The sequence below is a fragment of the Pseudomonas sp. SCPG-7 genome, from assembly GCF_002156405.1.
Taxonomy (GTDB): domain Bacteria; phylum Pseudomonadota; class Gammaproteobacteria; order Pseudomonadales; family Pseudomonadaceae; genus Aquipseudomonas; species Aquipseudomonas parakoreensis.
In genome coordinates this window covers 207,414-223,632 of record NZ_MVOO01000003.1, presented here as the reverse complement: position 1 = coordinate 223,632, position 16,219 = coordinate 207,414, and the positions used below count along the sequence as shown (strand labels likewise).

Below are 16,219 nucleotides of genomic sequence, written 5' to 3'. Positions count from 1 at the left end.
CATTACCACCAGTATTTGCCGAAGTTTTCCGGATTGGCCCAGAACCGCGAGTTGAGCCAGTCGGGGACTTGCTTGTAGTCAAGCAGATCGTAAGTGAACAGGGTCAGTACCTGCTCGTCACGCTGAAAGCGCTCACTGGCTTGCAGCGCCAGCGAGTAGAAATCGGTTTCCTGCCAGCCGCTGGCCGGCAGATCCGCCAGCACCGCAATGCGACTGGCGTTGAGGTTGCGAATCCCGCCCAGCAGGTTCAGACCGTCACGCTTGGGCAAGTGCTCCAGGCAATCGACCACCAGCGCCAGGTCGAAGCGCCGCGCCGCGAGTTCGGCGGGCAACGCACCGGGTTCGGCGTGGGCCACGCAGCAATCCGGGTGCGCCTGTTTAAAAGCGGCGAGCGCCGGAAATTCGCTGGCGCCGATCAGCAGCAAACGCGCCGGGGCATAGCGATCCAGTAAAGCAGCCAGCGCCTGTTGCGGCGTGCGCGAAGAAATGGCGACGTTCATCGAAGCTCCTCAATCAGATCGCCAAGACTAGCGCGCCAGACGGATCCGGCCTAGACCCCGATTTGTCGCGCGTGGCAAAAGTGCCGAATCCCTGTGAACACGGTCCCAAATGCCAGTGGCCTATTGCTGGCGGAGATTAAAACTCCGGTCTTTACTCCGTGAATCGGTTCTAAGCCGATCCCTCAGGAGAAAACCAGATGAGCATAGTTCGGACAGCATTACCTTTGATTCTGCTAACCAGTGTGTTGACTGGTTGCGCAGGTTTGCAGAAAACCGATTGGCCGACCTGTGCGGCGGTCGGCGGTGTGGTCGGGGCCGGTCTCGGTGCGACGGAAAGTTCGGCGTGGGCCGGCTACGGCGCACTGTTGGTCGGCGGTACGGCAGCGGCCTATTGCTGGGTGCACGGTGATGGCGACGAAGACGGCGACGGTGTGCCTGACAGCCGCGACAAGTGCCCGCACACGCCTAAAGGCGTGCAGGTCGATGCTGACGGCTGCCCTCCACCAGCCCCGGCGCCTGTGGTAGAAGAGGCGGTTGTGGTCAAGGAAGAAACCATCGTCATCCGCGATGTGCACTTCCAGTTCGACAAAGCCACCCTGACCGGCTCTGATAAACAGGTGCTGGACAAAGTTGCCACGCGCCTGAAACAAGAGTCGTCCACGGCGCAACTGACCGTGACCGGTCACACCGACAGCGTGGGCAGCGATGCCTACAACAAGAAACTGTCGGATCGTCGTGCGCACTCGGTGGTGGAATACCTGATCCAGCAAGGTGTGCCGCGTGCCAGCTTCGTTTCGGTGTCGGGCATGGGTGAAAGCCAGCCAGTGGCGGATAACAAAACCGCTGACGGTCGCGCACAGAACCGTCGTACCGAAATCAAAATCGTCCGCTAGCCCCTCACGCATCCGCGGCTTGTGCAGTCGCGGATGCGCGTCTTTACTCCTGTGTAACCGGTATGGGCCGGTGACACAGGAGCTTTCACAATGACTGTTTTCTCAAGGTCCGTCTTGCCGGTGCTGCTGCTGGGCAGCTTGCTCACCGGTTGCGCCACTCACAGCGACGGCGACGCCCCCCTCAATCAACGTACGTGGCCGATTTGCAGCCTGATCGGCGGGCTGGTCGGTGGCGGCCTTGGCGCCATTGAAAGTGGCGGCTGGGCCGGTGGCGGTGCCGCGCTGGGGATCCTTACCGGCGGGCTGATCTGTTATGCCCAGGATGGCGATGAAGATGGCGATGGCGTGTTCGATCGCCGCGACCGTTGTCCGGACACTCCGGCCAATACCCCGGTCGATCATCGTGGTTGTCCGCTGCCGCAATACCCGGTCACGGAAAAAGCGCCAGAGCCTGCACCGCAATCGGAAGTCATCACCCTCAGCGATGCCGGCAATGTGTTGTTCGATTTCGACAAGTCGGACCTGACCCCGGCCGCGAAAGCCCAGCTCGATACGCTGATGGACAAGTTGCGCAATGCTGACGTGGTCAGCATCAAAGTCATCGGCCATACCGACAGCAAGGGTTCGGACGCCTATAACCAGGCGTTGTCGGAGCGGCGTGCCAGCAGTGTGGCGGCGTATCTGCTGAGCCAGGGCCTGGAACCGGCCAAACTGACCAGCGAAGGGCGCGGCGAGAGCGAGCCGGTGGCCGATAACGCGACGGACGAAGGGCGGGCGAAAAACCGTCGGGTAGAGTTGCATATCAATCGCTAGGACTTGTCTGTAGTCCGCAGGCTAGAGCTGCCGGGCGACGATCATCGTCGAACCGGCAGCGATCCGACGACTGACAAAAGTTTTTTCTTTTGCCCCTCTGGCTTATCCCCCGCGTAAGCCGTTACTGTGCGCCCAAAGAATAATTCCGAGACGGGGGAGCGTATGAAGGTTTTCTGGGGGCTGGGGCGTTTGCTGACCCTGCTGTTCTGGTGCGTGGTGGTGGTCAATCTGCTGCTGCCGTTTGTGCATCCGCTGCATCTGCTGGTCAATCTGGCCGGCGCCTTGTTGCTGGCGCTGCATGGGCTGGAGTTGCTGTTCTCTCGCCTCAAGGGGCGTCCCAACCCATGGCGCGATCGTCTGCGCATCCTGCTGTTCGGCGTTTTTCACCTGCAAACCATCCCGGCCCCGGCCGCTCCGGAGGCTTCTTCCCATGCGTAAACTTTGCCTGCTCGCCGCATTCATCAGTCCCCTGGCCTGCGCCCAGGTGGTCAGTGTCGAAACCAATTCCCTGATGCGTTTGCCCAACACGGCCAGCACCCTGCAGCTGGAGCGGCTGGACGTCGCGGACTACGGCACCTTGCTGATTCCTGCCAACGTGACCGAGCTGACCGTCGGCGAATTGCGTCTGGGTCACGAAGCACGCATCGCGATCGTTCCGAGCGAACAGGCGCTGGACATGAAAGTCATCCGTGCCGAACTGTCCGAAGGCAGCCTGATCACCGCGCGCGGTGCGCCGGGCACGTATGAGAAAGCCGCCCGTGCCGGACGCAATCTGAATTTGCAGTTCAAGGCCCTGAGCGCGCCAAAACTGTTTGTGGATGCTCGCGGCGGTACCGGCGCGCCGGGTTTTGTTGGCCTCGATGGCGGCAACGGTGAAGATCCGGGCTGCACCTGGGGCGCGGCCGGTCACGGTTTTGATGGCAGCAACGGCAGCGATGGCCAGCCGGGAGCGCCGGGAGCGCTGGTGCGCCTGGAAGTGCCGCGTGAGTTTCCGGCTGAGCTGATCAAGGTCAATGTCGCGGGCGGCGCCGGTGGCCCGGCGGGTGTTGGCGGCAAGGCGGGCAAGGGCGGCCAGTCCAAGGGCTGCCTGGTGTATCGCGCCGATGGCGGCAAAAACGGCAAGGCCGGGGCTGATGGCCAGCCTGGGCCGGTGGGTGCGGCAGGTGCGGTGACTGTGCAGCGCCTCTAAATACAGCGCTATTCACAATTGTGGTGAGGGAGCTTGCTCCCGCTGGGTCGCGTAGCGGCCCCTACGCCATATACCGCGTTTCGTCAGATTGAACGCGTCAGCTGATTTGGGCTGCTGCGCAGCCCAGCGGAAGCAAGCTCCCTCGCCACAAAAAGTGCTGGTTGTCAGTGGGTCAGAACATCGGCCGCGCCGCCGCAATCGCCACCAGCACCAACCCCACAATCAAATTGATCCCCACCACCCGGCGAATCCGCCCCAGCACCGCCGCACCCACCGGCCATTCCTTGGCTTCAACGGCTTTGCGCAACTCTGGCAGCATCAAACCCTGAATCCGGATAAACAGCGCCGTCATCACCACATACAGTCCGATCATCACCTGCACGTATTTCGGCGCGGTCTCGAAGCCGACCTGCTGCAAGTGCAACATGCCCACGCCGCTGATCGGCAACAGGATCACCGCGACCCAGACCCAGCGGAAAAAACCTTGAAACACTTCTACCCACAAGGTCAGGCGGGCAGGGCCGTCGAGCGCCTTCACCGCTGCCGGGCGCAGGACCATCCAGGCGAAAAACATGCCGCCGACCCAGACCAGGGCGGACAGGACATGCAGCGGATAAACAAGGCTAAAAGGTGTCATTGGGGTACTCCGTTCTGCGCGGGACTGATTAGCGGGGTATGATAGCGGCCGATCCGAACTACTGAAAATTTATCCAGCGTTTTTACGCCCGACATTCAATGATCAGCACTGAACTCAAAACCACGATCCAGGGCGCCTATTCGCGTTTTCTTGAAGCCAAGAGCCTCAAACCGCGTTACGGCCAGCGCCTGATGATCGCCGAAGTCGCCAAAGTCCTCGGGGATATCGACACCGACGACGAAGGCCGGCGCAGTGGCGACCCCGCGATTGTCGCGGTGGAAGCCGGCACCGGTACCGGCAAGACCGTGGCCTACAGCCTGGCGGCAATTCCCACGGCGAAGCTGGCGGGCAAGCGTTTGGTGATCGCCACCGCGACCGTGGCGCTGCAAGAGCAGATCGTCTACAAGGACTTGCCCGACCTGATGCGCAACAGCGGGCTGAACTTCAGCTTTGCGCTGGCCAAGGGCCGTGGCCGCTACATGTGCCTGTCCAAGCTCGACATGTTGCTGCAGGAAGGCCACGCGCAAACTGCCACCGCGCAGCTGTTCGAAGAAGAAGGCTTCAAGATCGAGGTCGATGAGGCCAGTCAGAAGCTGTTTACCAGCATGATCGAGAAGCTCGCCGGCAATAAATGGGACGGCGACCGTGACAGCTGGCCCAACGCCCTGGAAGACGCTGACTGGGCACGGCTGACCACCGATCACAGCCAGTGTACCAACCGCCATTGCCCGAATTTCGGCCAGTGCGCCTTCTACAAGGCGCGCGAAGGCATGGGCAAGGTCGATGTGATCGTCACCAACCATGACATGGTACTGGCTGACCTGGCCCTCGGCGGCGGTGCGGTGTTGCCGGATCCGCGTGACACCATTTACGTGTTTGACGAAGGCCATCACCTGCCGGACAAGGCCATTGGCCACTTCGCTCATTACACGCGCCTGCGTTCCACCGCCGACTGGCTGGAAACCACGGCCAAGAACCTCACCAAACTGTTGGCCCAGCATCCGTTGCCGGGCGACCTCGGCAAGCTGATCGAGCAGGTGCCGGAGCTGGCGCGGGAGATCAAGACCCAGCAGCAGTTCATGTTCACCGCGTGCGAACAGATTGCCGATTTCAAACCCGGCGAAGACGTCGAAGGTCGCGAGCGGCCACGCCATCGTTTCGTCGGCGGGGTGATTCCCGAGCACATGCGCGAGATGGGCATCGAGCTGAAGAAAGGCTACTCACGTCTCAACGACCTGTTCACCCGTCTGACCGACCTGCTCAAGGAAGGCATGGACGGCGAGGTCAACATCGGCATCGCCAGCAATCAGGCCGAAGAGTGGTATCCGCTGTTCGGCAGCCTGTTGTCCCGCGCCTCGGGCAACTGGGAACTGTGGACCGCGTTCACCGCCGAAGACCCGGAAGACAGCCCGCCGATGGCCCGCTGGCTGACGCTGGCCGAAAGCGGCTCGCTGTTTGACATCGAGGTTAATGCCAGCCCGATTCTCGCCGCAGAAACCCTGCGCCGCAGCCTGTGGAACGTCGCCTACGGCTGCCTCGTAACGTCGGCAACGCTGACCGCGCTGGGCACCTTTGACCGCTTTCGCATGCGCGCCGGGCTGCCGAAGAAAGCCGTTACCGCTGTGGTGCCGAGCCCGTTTCATCATGCCGACGCCGGCGTGTTGCGCGTGCCGGACCTCAAGGCTGATCCGCGTGATGCGGCGGCCCACACGGCGGCGATCATCCGCGATCTGCCGGACCTGGTGGAAGGCTCGCGCGGCAGTCTGGTGCTGTTCTCTTCGCGCAAACAGATGCAGGACGTGTTCGACGGCCTCGACCGCGACTGGCGCAAACAAGTGTTCATTCAAGGCAACCTGTCGAAACAGGAAACCCTGAACAAGCACAAGGCGCGGGTCGATGGCGGCGATTCCAGCGTGCTGTTCGGCCTCGCCAGTTTCGCCGAAGGGGTGGACTTGCCGGGCGCCTACTGCGAGCACGTGGTGATCGCCAAGATCCCGTTCTCGGTGCCGGACGATCCGGTCGAGGCGGCGCTGTCGGAGTGGATCGAGGCCCGGGGCGGCAATCCGTTCATGGAAATTTCGGTGCCCGACGCCTCCTTGAAACTGGTTCAGGCCTGCGGCCGACTGCTGCGCACCGAAGAAGACCGCGGCACCATCACCTTGCTCGATCGGCGCCTGGTCACCCAGCGCTATGGCAAGGCGATCCTCAATGCGTTACCGCCATTCCGTCGTGAAATATCCTGAGACAACGGTGGGCAGTTTTGCCCGCCGCGCTGTCTATCTCTCTGCCATGCTTTTCCATTGGCCTTTTGGTCGTTAGGGAGAACTCCGTTCTTATGATTCGCCGCTCGTTGCCTGCCGTTTTTGCCTTGATCTTTGCCGCTCCGTTACTGGCGGCGCCTGCCGGTCAGCAGACCCTGTTCAACTTCGTCCGTCCTGCCGATGTGGTGAAAGTCGTCACCGAAAACACTGACCTGCCACAAGCCAACGCCGAGCAAACCCCGGAAGGTGAAGTGCTGCGCCGGGTGACGTTCAACCCGGTAGCCCGCCCGACCCTGCGCCTGACCCCACAAACCGGCGCCTGGGACTGGTCGCAGTCGGGCATGATGAGCCTGCGTCTGCAGAGCGCAATGAACTGGGCCGTGACGGTCTACGTGCAAATCCAGAGCAACAACGGCCAGACCCTGACCAGCCGCGTTGACCTGCCGGCCGGCCCTGCGCAAACCCTGCTGGTGCCGCTGGTGGCAACTTCGCCGCTGAGCCAGGGCATGAAGGCCGGGCCGCCGATGCCGATGACCGTCGATGGCCAGCGCATTTTGCTGGCCAGCAGCAGCGGCGAACTGGATCGCAGCCAGGTGGTGTCGGTCAGCCTGTGGATGGATCAGCCGAAAGCCGCGCAAAGCTTGCTGCTCGAACGTTTCGGTGTGCAGGACGGCGATGCCGTAACCCGGGCCGTCTACGGCAATCTGGTGGACGCCTACGGGCAGTCGACCCGCAGCAAATGGCCGGAAAGAATCAGCAACGACGAACAACTGAAATCTGTGGCCGCCAAGGAACAGCAACAGCTGAAAACCTGGCTGGCCGAGCGCGAAAAATCTTCGCTGGACAAGTTCGGTGGCTGGAACAAAGGCCCGGCGTTCAAGGCCAGCGGCTTTTTCCGTACTGAAAAACGTGATGGTCGCTGGTATCTCGTCACGCCGGAAGGACATCCGTTCTATTCGCTGGGGGTCAACACCGTCAGCCCGCAGGTCAACCAGACCTACGTGGCCGGGCGTGAGTGGATGTTCGAATCCCTGCCCAAGCCTGACGAACCACTTGCCAGTCATTTCGGCGAAGGCGACAACCGTGGCGGCAACGGTGCCGATCAGGGCCGAGGCTATGGCAACGGGCGCTGGTACGATTTTTACGGCGCCAACCTGCAACGCCTGTATGGCGAACCTTGCGCAGCACAGGCGCATGCCGAACCGCCAGCCGCGCCGTGCAAGGCCACTGTCGATCAGCAGAAGTGGGCCACCCACACCCTCGACCGCCTGCAGGCCTGGGGCTTCAACACGGTCGGCAACTGGAGTGCCGACTCGCTCGCCGACGCCGAGCGGGTGCCATACACCTTGCCGCTGTCGATCGTCGGCGACTACACCAGCATCAGCACCGGCAGCGACTGGTGGGGCGGCATGCCTGATCCGTTCGACCCGCGTTTCGCCATGGCCACCGAGCGTGCCGTGGCCATCGCCGCCCGCGATCATCGTGATGATCCGTGGCTGATCGGTTACTACGCCGACAACGAATTGGCCTGGGCCGGTCCGGGCGATGATCCGCAGTCGCGCTATGCCTTGGCCTATGGCACGTTGAAAATGACCACCGACGTGCCGGCCAAACGCGCGTTTCTCAAGCAGCTGCGCGACAAGTACCGCAACCAGGCGGGCCTGTCGAAAGCCTGGGGCATTGATCTGCCGGCGTGGGAGTTGATGGAAGACCCGGGTTTCGTGCCACCGATGCCGAATCCGGAGCACCCGGAAATCGAAAACGACTTCAAATACTTCCAGAAGGTGTTCGCCGACACCTACTTCAAAACCATCTCGGATTCGCTGAAATGGCACGCGCCGAACCAGTTGCTGCTCGGCGGCCGTTTCGCCACCAGCACTCCGGAAGCGGTTGCGTCCTGCGCGCAGTATTGCGACGTGCTGAGTTTCAACCTGTATACGCTGAAACCGCAGGACGGCTATGACTTCGCCGCTCTGCGTGCCCTCGACAAACCGGTGCTGATCACCGAATTCAACTTCGGCTCCAGTGATCGTGGCCCGTTCTGGGGTGGCGTGACGCAACTGGCCAAGGAAGAAGACCGTGGCCCGGCGTATGCCAACTTCCTCAAGCAGGCGCTGAGCGAGCCGTCGATTGTCGGCGTGCACTGGTTCCAGTATCTGGATCAACCGGTGACCGGGCGTCTGCTTGATGGCGAGAACGGGCACTTCGGTCTTGTAGGGATTACCGATCTGCCGTATCAGGGCTTTGTCGAGGCGGTACGCAAGAGCAATTTGCAGGCGATCGATCAGTTGGGCAAGGAGGCTGAGAAAGCGGCCGCCGCCGGTCATGAGGCTGAAGGAGGGCGCAAGGGTGAAGCCGGCAAAGGCCCGGGGGCCGGGCATGCGGGTGGGCATTCGGGCAATGGTCACTGAGGTTTGATGCCTTAAAGATCGCAGCCTTCGGCAACTCCTGCAGGGAATGCGTGATTTTGTAGGAGCTGCCGCAGGCTGCGATCTTTTGATTTTGCTTTGAAATGACCACCCGGCCCGCAGCTGTTCCCAAATCCCTCAAGGGCTGGAACAATGCGGACCACTTTGTAGAGCGTTTTCGCGGGGGAGTTGCGGGTGCAGATTCAGGGACATTACGAGCTTCAATTCGAAGCGGTGCGCGAGGCTTTCGCTGCACTGTTCGACGATCCCCAAGAACGCGGCGCAGCCCTGTGCATCAAGGTCGGCGGAGAAACCGTCCTCGACCTTTGGTCCGGTACCGCCGACAAGGACGGCACCGAGGCCTGGCACAGCGATACCATCGCCAACCTGTTTTCCTGCACCAAGACGTTCACTGCGGTCACCGCGCTGCAATTGGTGGCCGAAGGCAAACTGCAACTGGATGCACCGGTTGCCCGCTACTGGCCGGAATTTGCCGCCGCCGGCAAAGAATCCGTCACCCTGCGCCAATTGCTCTGCCATCAGGCCGGTCTGCCAGCGCTGCGCGAGTTGCTTGCGCCCGCCGCCCTCTACGAATGGCAGACCATGGTCGACGCACTCGCAGCCGAAGCGCCGTGGTGGACGCCGGGCACCGGTCACGGCTATGCCGCCATCACTTATGGCTGGCTGGTCGGCGAGTTGCTGCGCCGTGCTGACGGTCGTGGGCCGGGCGAGTCCATCGTCGCCCGCGTCGCCAGACCGCTGGGGCTGGATTTCCACGTCGGTCTGGCGGACGAAGAATTCCACCGCGTGGCGCATATTGCTCGCGGCAAGGGCAACGTCGGCGATGCCGCGGCCCAGCGTCTGCTGCAGGTGACCATGCGCGAACCGACCGCCATGACCACCCGTGCCTTCACCAATCCGCCGTCGGTGCTGACCAGCACCAACAAACCGGAATGGCGGCGCATGCAGCAGCCTGCCGCCAATGGTCATGGCAACGCGCGCAGCCTGGCCGGTTTCTACGCTGGCTTGCTCGATGGCAGCCTGCTCGAAAGCGAAATGCTCGAAGAACTGACCCGCGAACACAGTTACGGCGAAGACAAGACCCTGCTGACCCGCACCCGTTTCGGCCTGGGCTGCATGCTCGATCAGCCGGACATGGCGAACGCCACCTATGGCCTCGGCCCGCGGGCGTTTGGTCATCCGGGGGCGGGCGGTTCGGTGGGTTTTGCTGATCCCGAGCACGATGTCGCGTTCGGTTTTGTGACAAATACCCTTGGGCCGTACGTCTTGATGGATCCGCGCGCGCAGCAACTGGCGCGGGTACTTGCCACTTGTCTGTAAAGCGTTACATGAGGTTCCAGGGTTGGAACCAGATCCGGTTTTTTGATTCAAAGCGTCTGTTTATCCGGGCAAAAGAGCTCTGATCTTTCATTACTTCACTTTGTGGATTTTCAATGTCATCCAAAAAAACTCTCGCCCTGGCCCTGTGCGTTGCAATGACCGGTTGCGCACAGACTCCTAAAAACGATGCGGACGGCGGCAGCTGGTGGCCGTTCGGCTCTTCCGACAAAGTGGCGGCCAAAGAGCCGGCCCCAGCCCCGGCTTCTGTCGCAGCCCCGGCGCCGCTCAAACCTGCCGCGACCGCACCTGTGGCCAAGACTGAAAGCAGCAGCCACTGGTACTGGCCGTTCGGCAGCTCCGATGACGCGGCGGCCAAGGCCGAGGTGAAACCCGAAGTCAAACCAGAAGCAAAACCGGCGGTAGTGGCCAAGGCCGATGCTGACACCGGCACAAAGTGGTGGTGGCCGTTCGGCGGCAAGGATCAGTCCACGGCCAAAGTGGTGCCGATGCCTGACCCGAAAGTCACCCAGGCCTGGCTGGATGACTACGAGCCACGCCTGCGTGCAGCGATCAAGGACAGCAATCTGCAACTCGAGCGCCGCGACAACGTTCTGGTGGTGATCGCGCCGGTTGAAGGCTCGTTCAACCCGAAACGTCCAGCGATGCTGTTGCCGGTGACCCTCAGCCCGTTCACCAATGTCGCGAAAATCCTCGAAGCTGACCCGAAAACCGCTGTCCTGGTGCTCGGTCACAGCGACAACACTGGCGCCGCGCCGGCCAACGTCAAACTCAGCCAGGAGCGTGCTCAGTCCGTGGCGGCAATCTTCCGCCTGAGCGGCTTGCAGCGTGATCGCCTGATGCTGCGCGGCATGGGTGGCGATGCCCCGCGTGCGGCCAACGACAGCGCCGAAGGCCGTGCCCTGAACCGTCGCGTCGAACTGCTGGTGACCCCGCAGAACACCATGGTGGCCCTGCTGAGCAAATACAACATGCCGGCGCCCGCACCGACCACGATGCTTGCCGCACAGGACGTCAAACCGGCAGCCAAACCGGTAACCCCGGCGCCGGCCGCTTCGAAGGCCGCCGTACCCGCAACCAAAAAGGCTCCGGCGAAGAAAGCCGCTGCCAAGGCACCTGCGAAGAAAGCGGCGACCAAGGCTCCGGCGAAAACCCCAGCCAAGAAAACCGCTCCGGCCAAAGCCGCGACGACTGACAAGAAAGTTGCCGCCAGCGATACTTCCAAGCAGTGATCCGCTAACGAAAAGGAATGCGCCATGACCCAGGCTCTGGCAGATATGCGTCGTGATTACACCCGGGACGGTCTGACCGAGGCGCAAGCCCCGGCCGAACCCTTTGCGCTCTTCCACCAATGGTTTGCCGACGCGGTGAAAACCGAACAGGTGCCGGTGGAGGCCAATGCCATGACTCTGGCCACGGTCGATGCGGACGGTCGCCCGCATTGCCGCATTCTGCTGCTCAAGGGCCTGGACGAGCAGGGCTTCACCTTTTTCACCAATTACGACAGCGCCAAGGGTCAGCATCTGGCGGCCAACCCGTTGGCTGCCATGACGTTCTTCTGGCCGACCCTGGAGCGCCAGGTGCGGATCGAAGGGCGTGTGGTGAAAGTCACGCCTGCGGAGTCCGATGCTTATTATCAGGTGCGTCCGCTGGGCAGTCGGCTCGGGGCCTGGGCTTCACCGCAGAGCCGGGTGATCAACGGGCGCGGCGAACTGGAAGAGCTGCTCAAGGCCACCGAGCAGCGTTTCAGCGATACGCAACCGCACTGTCCGGAACACTGGGGCGGTTATCGCCTGCTGCCTGAGCGCATCGAGTTCTGGCAGGGCCGTCCAAGTCGTCTGCACGATCGCCTGAACTACCGTCAGCAGGGTGCCGACTGGATTCTTGAACGTCTGGCGCCTTAAGCAGTCTACCGAGCGGGATAGCTTGCCGCAGCGGCCTCAAGCCACTTCGGCAGGTCCCGACGCTTGATCTTCTGCACGCGGGCATCGGCCAGTCGTTGCAGCATGAAGGCGCGTTTGTCTTCATCCTTGCCCGCCAGCGACAGGGCCAGATCACGATCCATCCAGCGTTTGATCCGCACGTACAGCCACCCATGGAAGTACAGACCGGCGACGGTGGTGACGAAAATGATCAGGTAATCCATGAAAATCCTTGGGTTGGCAGGGCGGATTGGGCGATTTGGCGCTACTGTTGGGTGGGTCTGCAGGTGCCTGTACCGGGCCTGAATAAAATCAAGTTTATCCGGGCTGCGTCGTGACAGGCGTCAAGCAGCGGGGTTTAATGAACACCTGTTCTTTTGGAGTTGATGCTATGCGTAAGTCTGTTCTGCTGGTTGCTTCTTTTTCCACGATGGCGATGTTGCTGACCGGCTGCCAGTCGAGCCTGACCGGTGACTCCTACTCCCGTGACGAAGCGCGTCGTGTGCAGACGATTCGCATGGGCACCATCGAATCCCTGCGTCCGGTGAAAATCGAAGGCACCAAGACCCCGATCGGCGGCGCTGCAGGCGCAGTGGTCGGCGGTGTCGGCGGCAGCGCCATCGGTGGCGGCAAGGGCAGCATCGTTGCGGCGGTCATCGGCGCCGTGGCCGGCGGCCTGATCGGTTCGGCCACCGAAGAAGGCCTGACCCGCACCCAGGGCGTGGAAATTACCGTGCGCGAAGACGACGGCAGCATGCGCGCCTACGTGCAACAGGTTCAGGAAAACGAAGTGTTCCGTGTCGGTGAGCGCGTACGCATCTCCACCGTCGGTGGCACCAGCCGCGTTTCGCACTAAGCGCGAACGAGCGGTAAAGAAAAACCCCGATCGGGTGACTGGTCGGGGTTTTTTGTTTGTTTCAATTCGCTCGCTCAGTGCTGGGCACAGATGCCCATGAAATATTCCAGACCCTTCGGGAATCTGACATTCAGAAGGTTCTCTAGCGCGGGTATCTGATCTTGATTCAACAGCAACTCGCCGGGTTCAACCTCACCAAGAGGCTTGGACTCTATGAGCAGGGCGATTTTTTCATTCATCTCGCTGCTCGTGATCTCCAGCTCGAACTGCAAAGAGTCGTCCTGAACTACATCGGGAAAAAAACCGGTGATCGAAAGGTAGCGCATTGAGGTCAAACAACCTGTTTATCGATATCAACTGTAGTCAAACGAAATTTGATAGTCGTTAGTATTCAGAGCGATGCGATGTTGAAAGTACGGCTGAATGGTAGCAACCCAATTTTCGACGACGTTGAAGCTGCCATTGTTGATGTTGCCATCCACTGGAATACCTAAGGCATTCAATACTGATTCATCATCTCCCAGATCTTTTGACGTCTCCTCGCCCTGAAATTGCAGGGTTGTCGTGTCGTACCACTCAAGTCTTAGTTCCAGTCCCATTTCTTCCTCACAGATACCTTTTTTTAATGCTTCTTTCTTTTAAAGGGCCTTCGCGTCGTTCACCTGTTTGGGGATCGAAGGCTCCCAGGTGTGCTCCATCGCTTCGATACATTTCTAACTCCCCATGCCTTGAATCCCATTCGTAAATTTTCTTTCCTTTGGCATCTGTCCAGCGCTTACGAAGTCCACCTCCACCCTGAACCGGATTTTTGTCTTTAACTTTTTTCAAGTCTGGAAATGCGGTGATTTGCTCCGTAGTCGGCGGTTTATGGTAGCTATGACCAGCAGGTGCCAAGCCTTTGCGTTCTGTACTCAGTACAACGTATAACGGTTTTACCCCCGAATCCGCCGGAAATACCAGAATGAAATCCCGATACTCCGGCGGATAAACCGGATTCACCAGAATCCCGTCCGCCGCTTTCGTCGGCGGATATACCCAGATGTGCGGTGTTTGCGGTGCAGCCTCCAGCGCGGGGATGCCGAGGATGTCGGAGCCGTCCACCGCCGGCGTCCAGATCAGTTCGACGCCTTCACCAAGGTCTGCAATGAATCGGTTGCCGCGCGCTGTGAACTGCACGACATCGACCATTTCCCAATCGCGATTCCTGCCGGTGTAGAAGCCGTAGCCCCGCAGACTGCCGTCGGCCTGTTGTTCGACGCGCAGGCGCACGCGGGTACGGGCCTGTTTGAGGCTGCGCAGTTGCTCGTCGCTATAGAGTGCGCTGTCGCCGAGGCTGGAAGGCATGAGCAGCGCCACCAGTCCTGCCAGGGTGGCGGTGGCCGTTCCGGCGGCGATGGCGGGTAGCGCCTCGAAGGCGGCGCCGGCCAGGGCGAAACTGCCGAGCCCGGCGGGAATGGCTGCGGCGCCGATTTTCTTCAGGGCAATGCCGCCGGTTTCATCGCTTTCGCGTGCACCCAGCAGGATCAGCTCGCCGTAATCCTTGAGGCTGTCGGTCGGCACCATCCCCGAAGGATTCGCGTAGTCGATGATCGCGTCCGGCAATTTGCAGGACTTGGCGAACACGCATCCGGCACGCACCGGATCCGGCTTTTTCGCCGCTACCTCGCGGCTGCGCTCAAAGGCCTCCTGCCGAGCCAGCATGGCGTCGTAAGCGTTCTGCCGGGCTTCGCGCTCGGCCAGTTCGGTGGCCGTCATGTAGCGCCAGGTGACGTGATGACCGTCGCCCGCCGGTGGGTTGGGGACCCGGGGAATGTCCTTGTTGCGAGCCACTGAGCGTCCTTTCGTTCATCCATCGACAGGCCCTTGAAAGGGCTGCACGACGTTAACGAAGCGGACAAAGGCTGGCTGTAGGACGGATCTTTGATTAAGTGCGGATTGTTCGCTATTGCTCAGGCAGGGATTCGAGCAGGCCGCTTCAGCGCAGAGAACGGGAGGAAAGGTTCTGCGCCGTTACTGAAAAAGCCTGATACCCATTTGCACAGAACCTGGCAGTTGGTGGATGAATTGAGCCTCAGCTGTATCTGTGAGGCCTGCAGGTTTTTTCCTATGCTTGAGAGCTGAGCCTGTGACGAGGCAATTCCTGCCCGAATCAACGAGAACATGACCATGAGCGACAACCGCCAGTGGGCCCGCGAAGCGATCCGCATCATCGAAGCGGACTTCCAGCGCAGCGCCGACACCCATCTGATCCCCTTGCCGCTGCCGGGGTTTGCAGGCATCGAGTTGTATTTCAAGGACGAGTCGAGCCATCCCACCGGCAGCCTCAAGCACCGTCTGGCGCGCTCGTTGTTCCTGTACGCGTTGTGTAACGGCTGGCTCAAGCCCGGCGCGCCGGTGATCGAGGCGTCCAGCGGTTCGACGGCGATTTCCGAAGCGTATTTCGCGCGCATGCTTGGCTTGCCGTTCATTGCGGTGATGCCGGCGACCACTTCGAAAGAAAAGATCGCGCAGATCGCCTTCTACGGTGGCCAGAGCCATCTGGTTCAGGATCCGACGCAGATTTACGCCGAGTCCGAACGTCTGGCCCGCGAGCATGGCGGTCACTTCATCGATCAGTTCACCTACGCCGAGCGGGCCACCGACTGGCGGGCGAACAACAACATCGCCGAGTCGATCTTCCAGCAGATGCGTTTCGAGAAACACCCGGAACCGAGCTGGCTGATTTCCAGCCCCGGCACCGGCGGCACCACCGCGACTCTCGGCCGCTACGTGCGTTATCGCCAGCATTGCACCCGGGTGTTGTGCGCCGATGCCGAGCGTTCGGTGTTCTTCGATTACTACCAGACGGGCGACGCGAGCCTGCGCCTGGACTGCGGTTCGCGGATCGAAGGCATCGGTCGGCCCCGGGTCGAGGCGTCGTTCCTGCCGCAGGTGATCGATGCGATGGTCAAGGTGCCGGACGCCTTGTCGCTGGCGGCCATGCATTATCTGGCGCAGCGTCTGGGACGGCATGTCGGCGGGTCGAGCGGCACCAACCTGATCGGCGCGCTGATGGCGGCGCAGCAGATGAAAGCGGCGGGGGAGTCGGGGTCGATCGTGGCGATTCTGTGCGATGGCGGCGAGCGTTATGCCGACACGTATTACGATCAGGCGTGGCTCAAGGCGCAGGGCTATGAGCTGGAGGGATTGATTGCAGCGGTGGCGGCGAGTGCCGAGAAAGGTGAGCCGTTGCCGACCTCGGTGTTGCGCGCGAATATCTGATACACCGAAAACCACTGTGGGAGCTGGCTTGCCAGCGATAGCGGATTGTCAGTCAACATCAATGTCGAATCTGAGTCCGTCATCGCTGGCAAGCCAGCTCCCACAGGATTGCGCGTTTTG

General features: G+C 61.3%; 17 protein-coding genes. 11 read left to right on the top strand and 6 right to left on the bottom strand.

The window, feature by feature from the left end:
* Positions 1-2 precede the first annotated feature (2 nt).
* Entirely contained in the window at positions 3-500 is a 498-nt protein-coding gene (locus tag B1722_RS07910; RefSeq protein WP_041070621.1) for a DUF6231 family protein, read from the bottom strand.
* A 197-nt stretch (positions 501-697) separates the two neighbouring features.
* On the opposite strand from B1722_RS07910, the gene B1722_RS07905 reads away from it, so the two are divergent.
* The 4 genes from B1722_RS07905 to B1722_RS07890 all read left to right on the top strand — a co-directional run bounded on the left by B1722_RS07905 (position 698) and on the right by B1722_RS07890 (position 3,395).
* Positions 698-1,393, top strand: coding sequence for an OmpA family protein (locus B1722_RS07905; protein ID WP_041070618.1), 696 nt, complete (start codon positions 698-700; stop codon positions 1,391-1,393).
* Between the two features lie 90 nt (positions 1,394-1,483).
* Positions 1,484-2,206 carry an OmpA family protein gene (locus B1722_RS07900; protein ID WP_041070617.1) on the top strand — a complete coding sequence of 241 codons (723 nt, stop codon included), beginning with the start codon at positions 1,484-1,486 and terminating at the stop codon, positions 2,204-2,206.
* A gap of 162 nt (positions 2,207-2,368) precedes the next feature.
* Positions 2,369-2,644: a DUF1145 domain-containing protein gene (locus tag B1722_RS07895; RefSeq protein WP_041070615.1), complete on the top strand. Its 276-nt coding sequence runs from the start codon at positions 2,369-2,371 to the stop codon at positions 2,642-2,644.
* Positions 2,637-3,395 (top strand): collagen-like triple helix repeat-containing protein, encoded by a 759-nt coding sequence (locus tag B1722_RS07890; RefSeq protein ID WP_041070613.1) that lies wholly within the window; start codon positions 2,637-2,639, stop codon positions 3,393-3,395. The genes B1722_RS07895 and B1722_RS07890 overlap by 8 nt, the downstream gene beginning before the upstream one ends.
* Positions 3,396-3,567: 172 nt before the next feature.
* Here B1722_RS07890 and B1722_RS07885 read toward each other — a convergent pair whose 3' ends face one another.
* Positions 3,568-4,032 (bottom strand): CopD family protein, encoded by a 465-nt coding sequence (locus tag B1722_RS07885; protein WP_041070611.1) that lies wholly within the window; start codon positions 4,030-4,032, stop codon positions 3,568-3,570.
* Between the two features lie 98 nt (positions 4,033-4,130).
* On the opposite strand from B1722_RS07885, the gene dinG reads away from it, so the two are divergent.
* From dinG to pdxH, 5 genes are all read left to right on the top strand, one after another.
* On the top strand, positions 4,131-6,275 hold the full coding sequence (gene dinG / locus B1722_RS07880) for an ATP-dependent DNA helicase DinG (protein WP_041070609.1): 2,145 nt from the start codon (positions 4,131-4,133) through the stop codon (positions 6,273-6,275).
* Positions 6,276-6,367: 92 nt separating this feature from the next.
* Positions 6,368-8,704 carry a beta-galactosidase gene (locus tag B1722_RS07875; protein WP_086792099.1) on the top strand — a complete coding sequence of 779 codons (2,337 nt, stop codon included), beginning with the start codon at positions 6,368-6,370 and terminating at the stop codon, positions 8,702-8,704.
* A gap of 192 nt (positions 8,705-8,896) precedes the next feature.
* Complete coding sequence (locus B1722_RS07870) at positions 8,897-10,042, top strand: serine hydrolase domain-containing protein (protein ID WP_086792098.1); 1,146 nt, start codon at positions 8,897-8,899, stop codon at positions 10,040-10,042.
* 113 nt (positions 10,043-10,155) lie between these two features.
* Positions 10,156-11,292, top strand: a complete 1,137-nt coding sequence (locus B1722_RS07865; protein ID WP_086792097.1) for an OmpA family protein — start codon at positions 10,156-10,158, stop codon at positions 11,290-11,292.
* 24 nt (positions 11,293-11,316) lie between these two features.
* Positions 11,317-11,964, top strand: coding sequence for a pyridoxamine 5'-phosphate oxidase (gene pdxH / locus B1722_RS07860; protein ID WP_086792096.1), 648 nt, complete (start codon positions 11,317-11,319; stop codon positions 11,962-11,964).
* A gap of 5 nt (positions 11,965-11,969) precedes the next feature.
* Here the strand turns inward: pdxH and B1722_RS07855 are convergent, their stop codons facing one another.
* Complete coding sequence (locus B1722_RS07855; protein ID WP_047292092.1) at positions 11,970-12,206, bottom strand: hypothetical protein; 237 nt, start codon at positions 12,204-12,206, stop codon at positions 11,970-11,972.
* A 167-nt stretch (positions 12,207-12,373) separates the two neighbouring features.
* Here B1722_RS07855 and B1722_RS07850 point away from each other — a divergent pair, with 167 nt between their 5' ends.
* Complete coding sequence (locus tag B1722_RS07850; protein WP_007969461.1) at positions 12,374-12,838, top strand: glycine zipper 2TM domain-containing protein; 465 nt, start codon at positions 12,374-12,376, stop codon at positions 12,836-12,838.
* A gap of 74 nt (positions 12,839-12,912) precedes the next feature.
* On the opposite strand, the gene B1722_RS07845 is transcribed toward B1722_RS07850, so the two are convergent.
* Genes B1722_RS07845 through B1722_RS07835 form a run of 3 tightly spaced genes read right to left on the bottom strand, consistent with a single transcriptional unit; the run spans position 12,913 to position 14,668 of the window.
* Positions 12,913-13,164 carry a pyocin S6 family toxin immunity protein gene (locus tag B1722_RS07845; RefSeq protein WP_086792095.1) on the bottom strand — a complete coding sequence of 84 codons (252 nt, stop codon included), beginning with the start codon at positions 13,162-13,164 and terminating at the stop codon, positions 12,913-12,915.
* Between the two features lie 27 nt (positions 13,165-13,191).
* Positions 13,192-13,437, bottom strand: a complete 246-nt coding sequence (locus B1722_RS07840; RefSeq protein ID WP_041070595.1) for a colicin E3-like toxin immunity protein — start codon at positions 13,435-13,437, stop codon at positions 13,192-13,194.
* A gap of 7 nt (positions 13,438-13,444) precedes the next feature.
* The gene (locus tag B1722_RS07835) at positions 13,445-14,668 is read right to left on the bottom strand and encodes an S-type pyocin domain-containing protein (RefSeq protein ID WP_086792094.1); all 1,224 of its coding nucleotides are present in this window, start codon (positions 14,666-14,668) and stop codon (positions 13,445-13,447) included.
* Between the two features lie 336 nt (positions 14,669-15,004).
* Between B1722_RS07835 and B1722_RS07830 the strand changes: the two genes are divergently transcribed.
* The gene (locus B1722_RS07830; protein ID WP_041070591.1) at positions 15,005-16,099 is read left to right on the top strand and encodes a PLP-dependent cysteine synthase family protein; all 1,095 of its coding nucleotides are present in this window, start codon (positions 15,005-15,007) and stop codon (positions 16,097-16,099) included.
* The last annotated feature ends 120 nt before the right edge of the window (positions 16,100-16,219 follow it).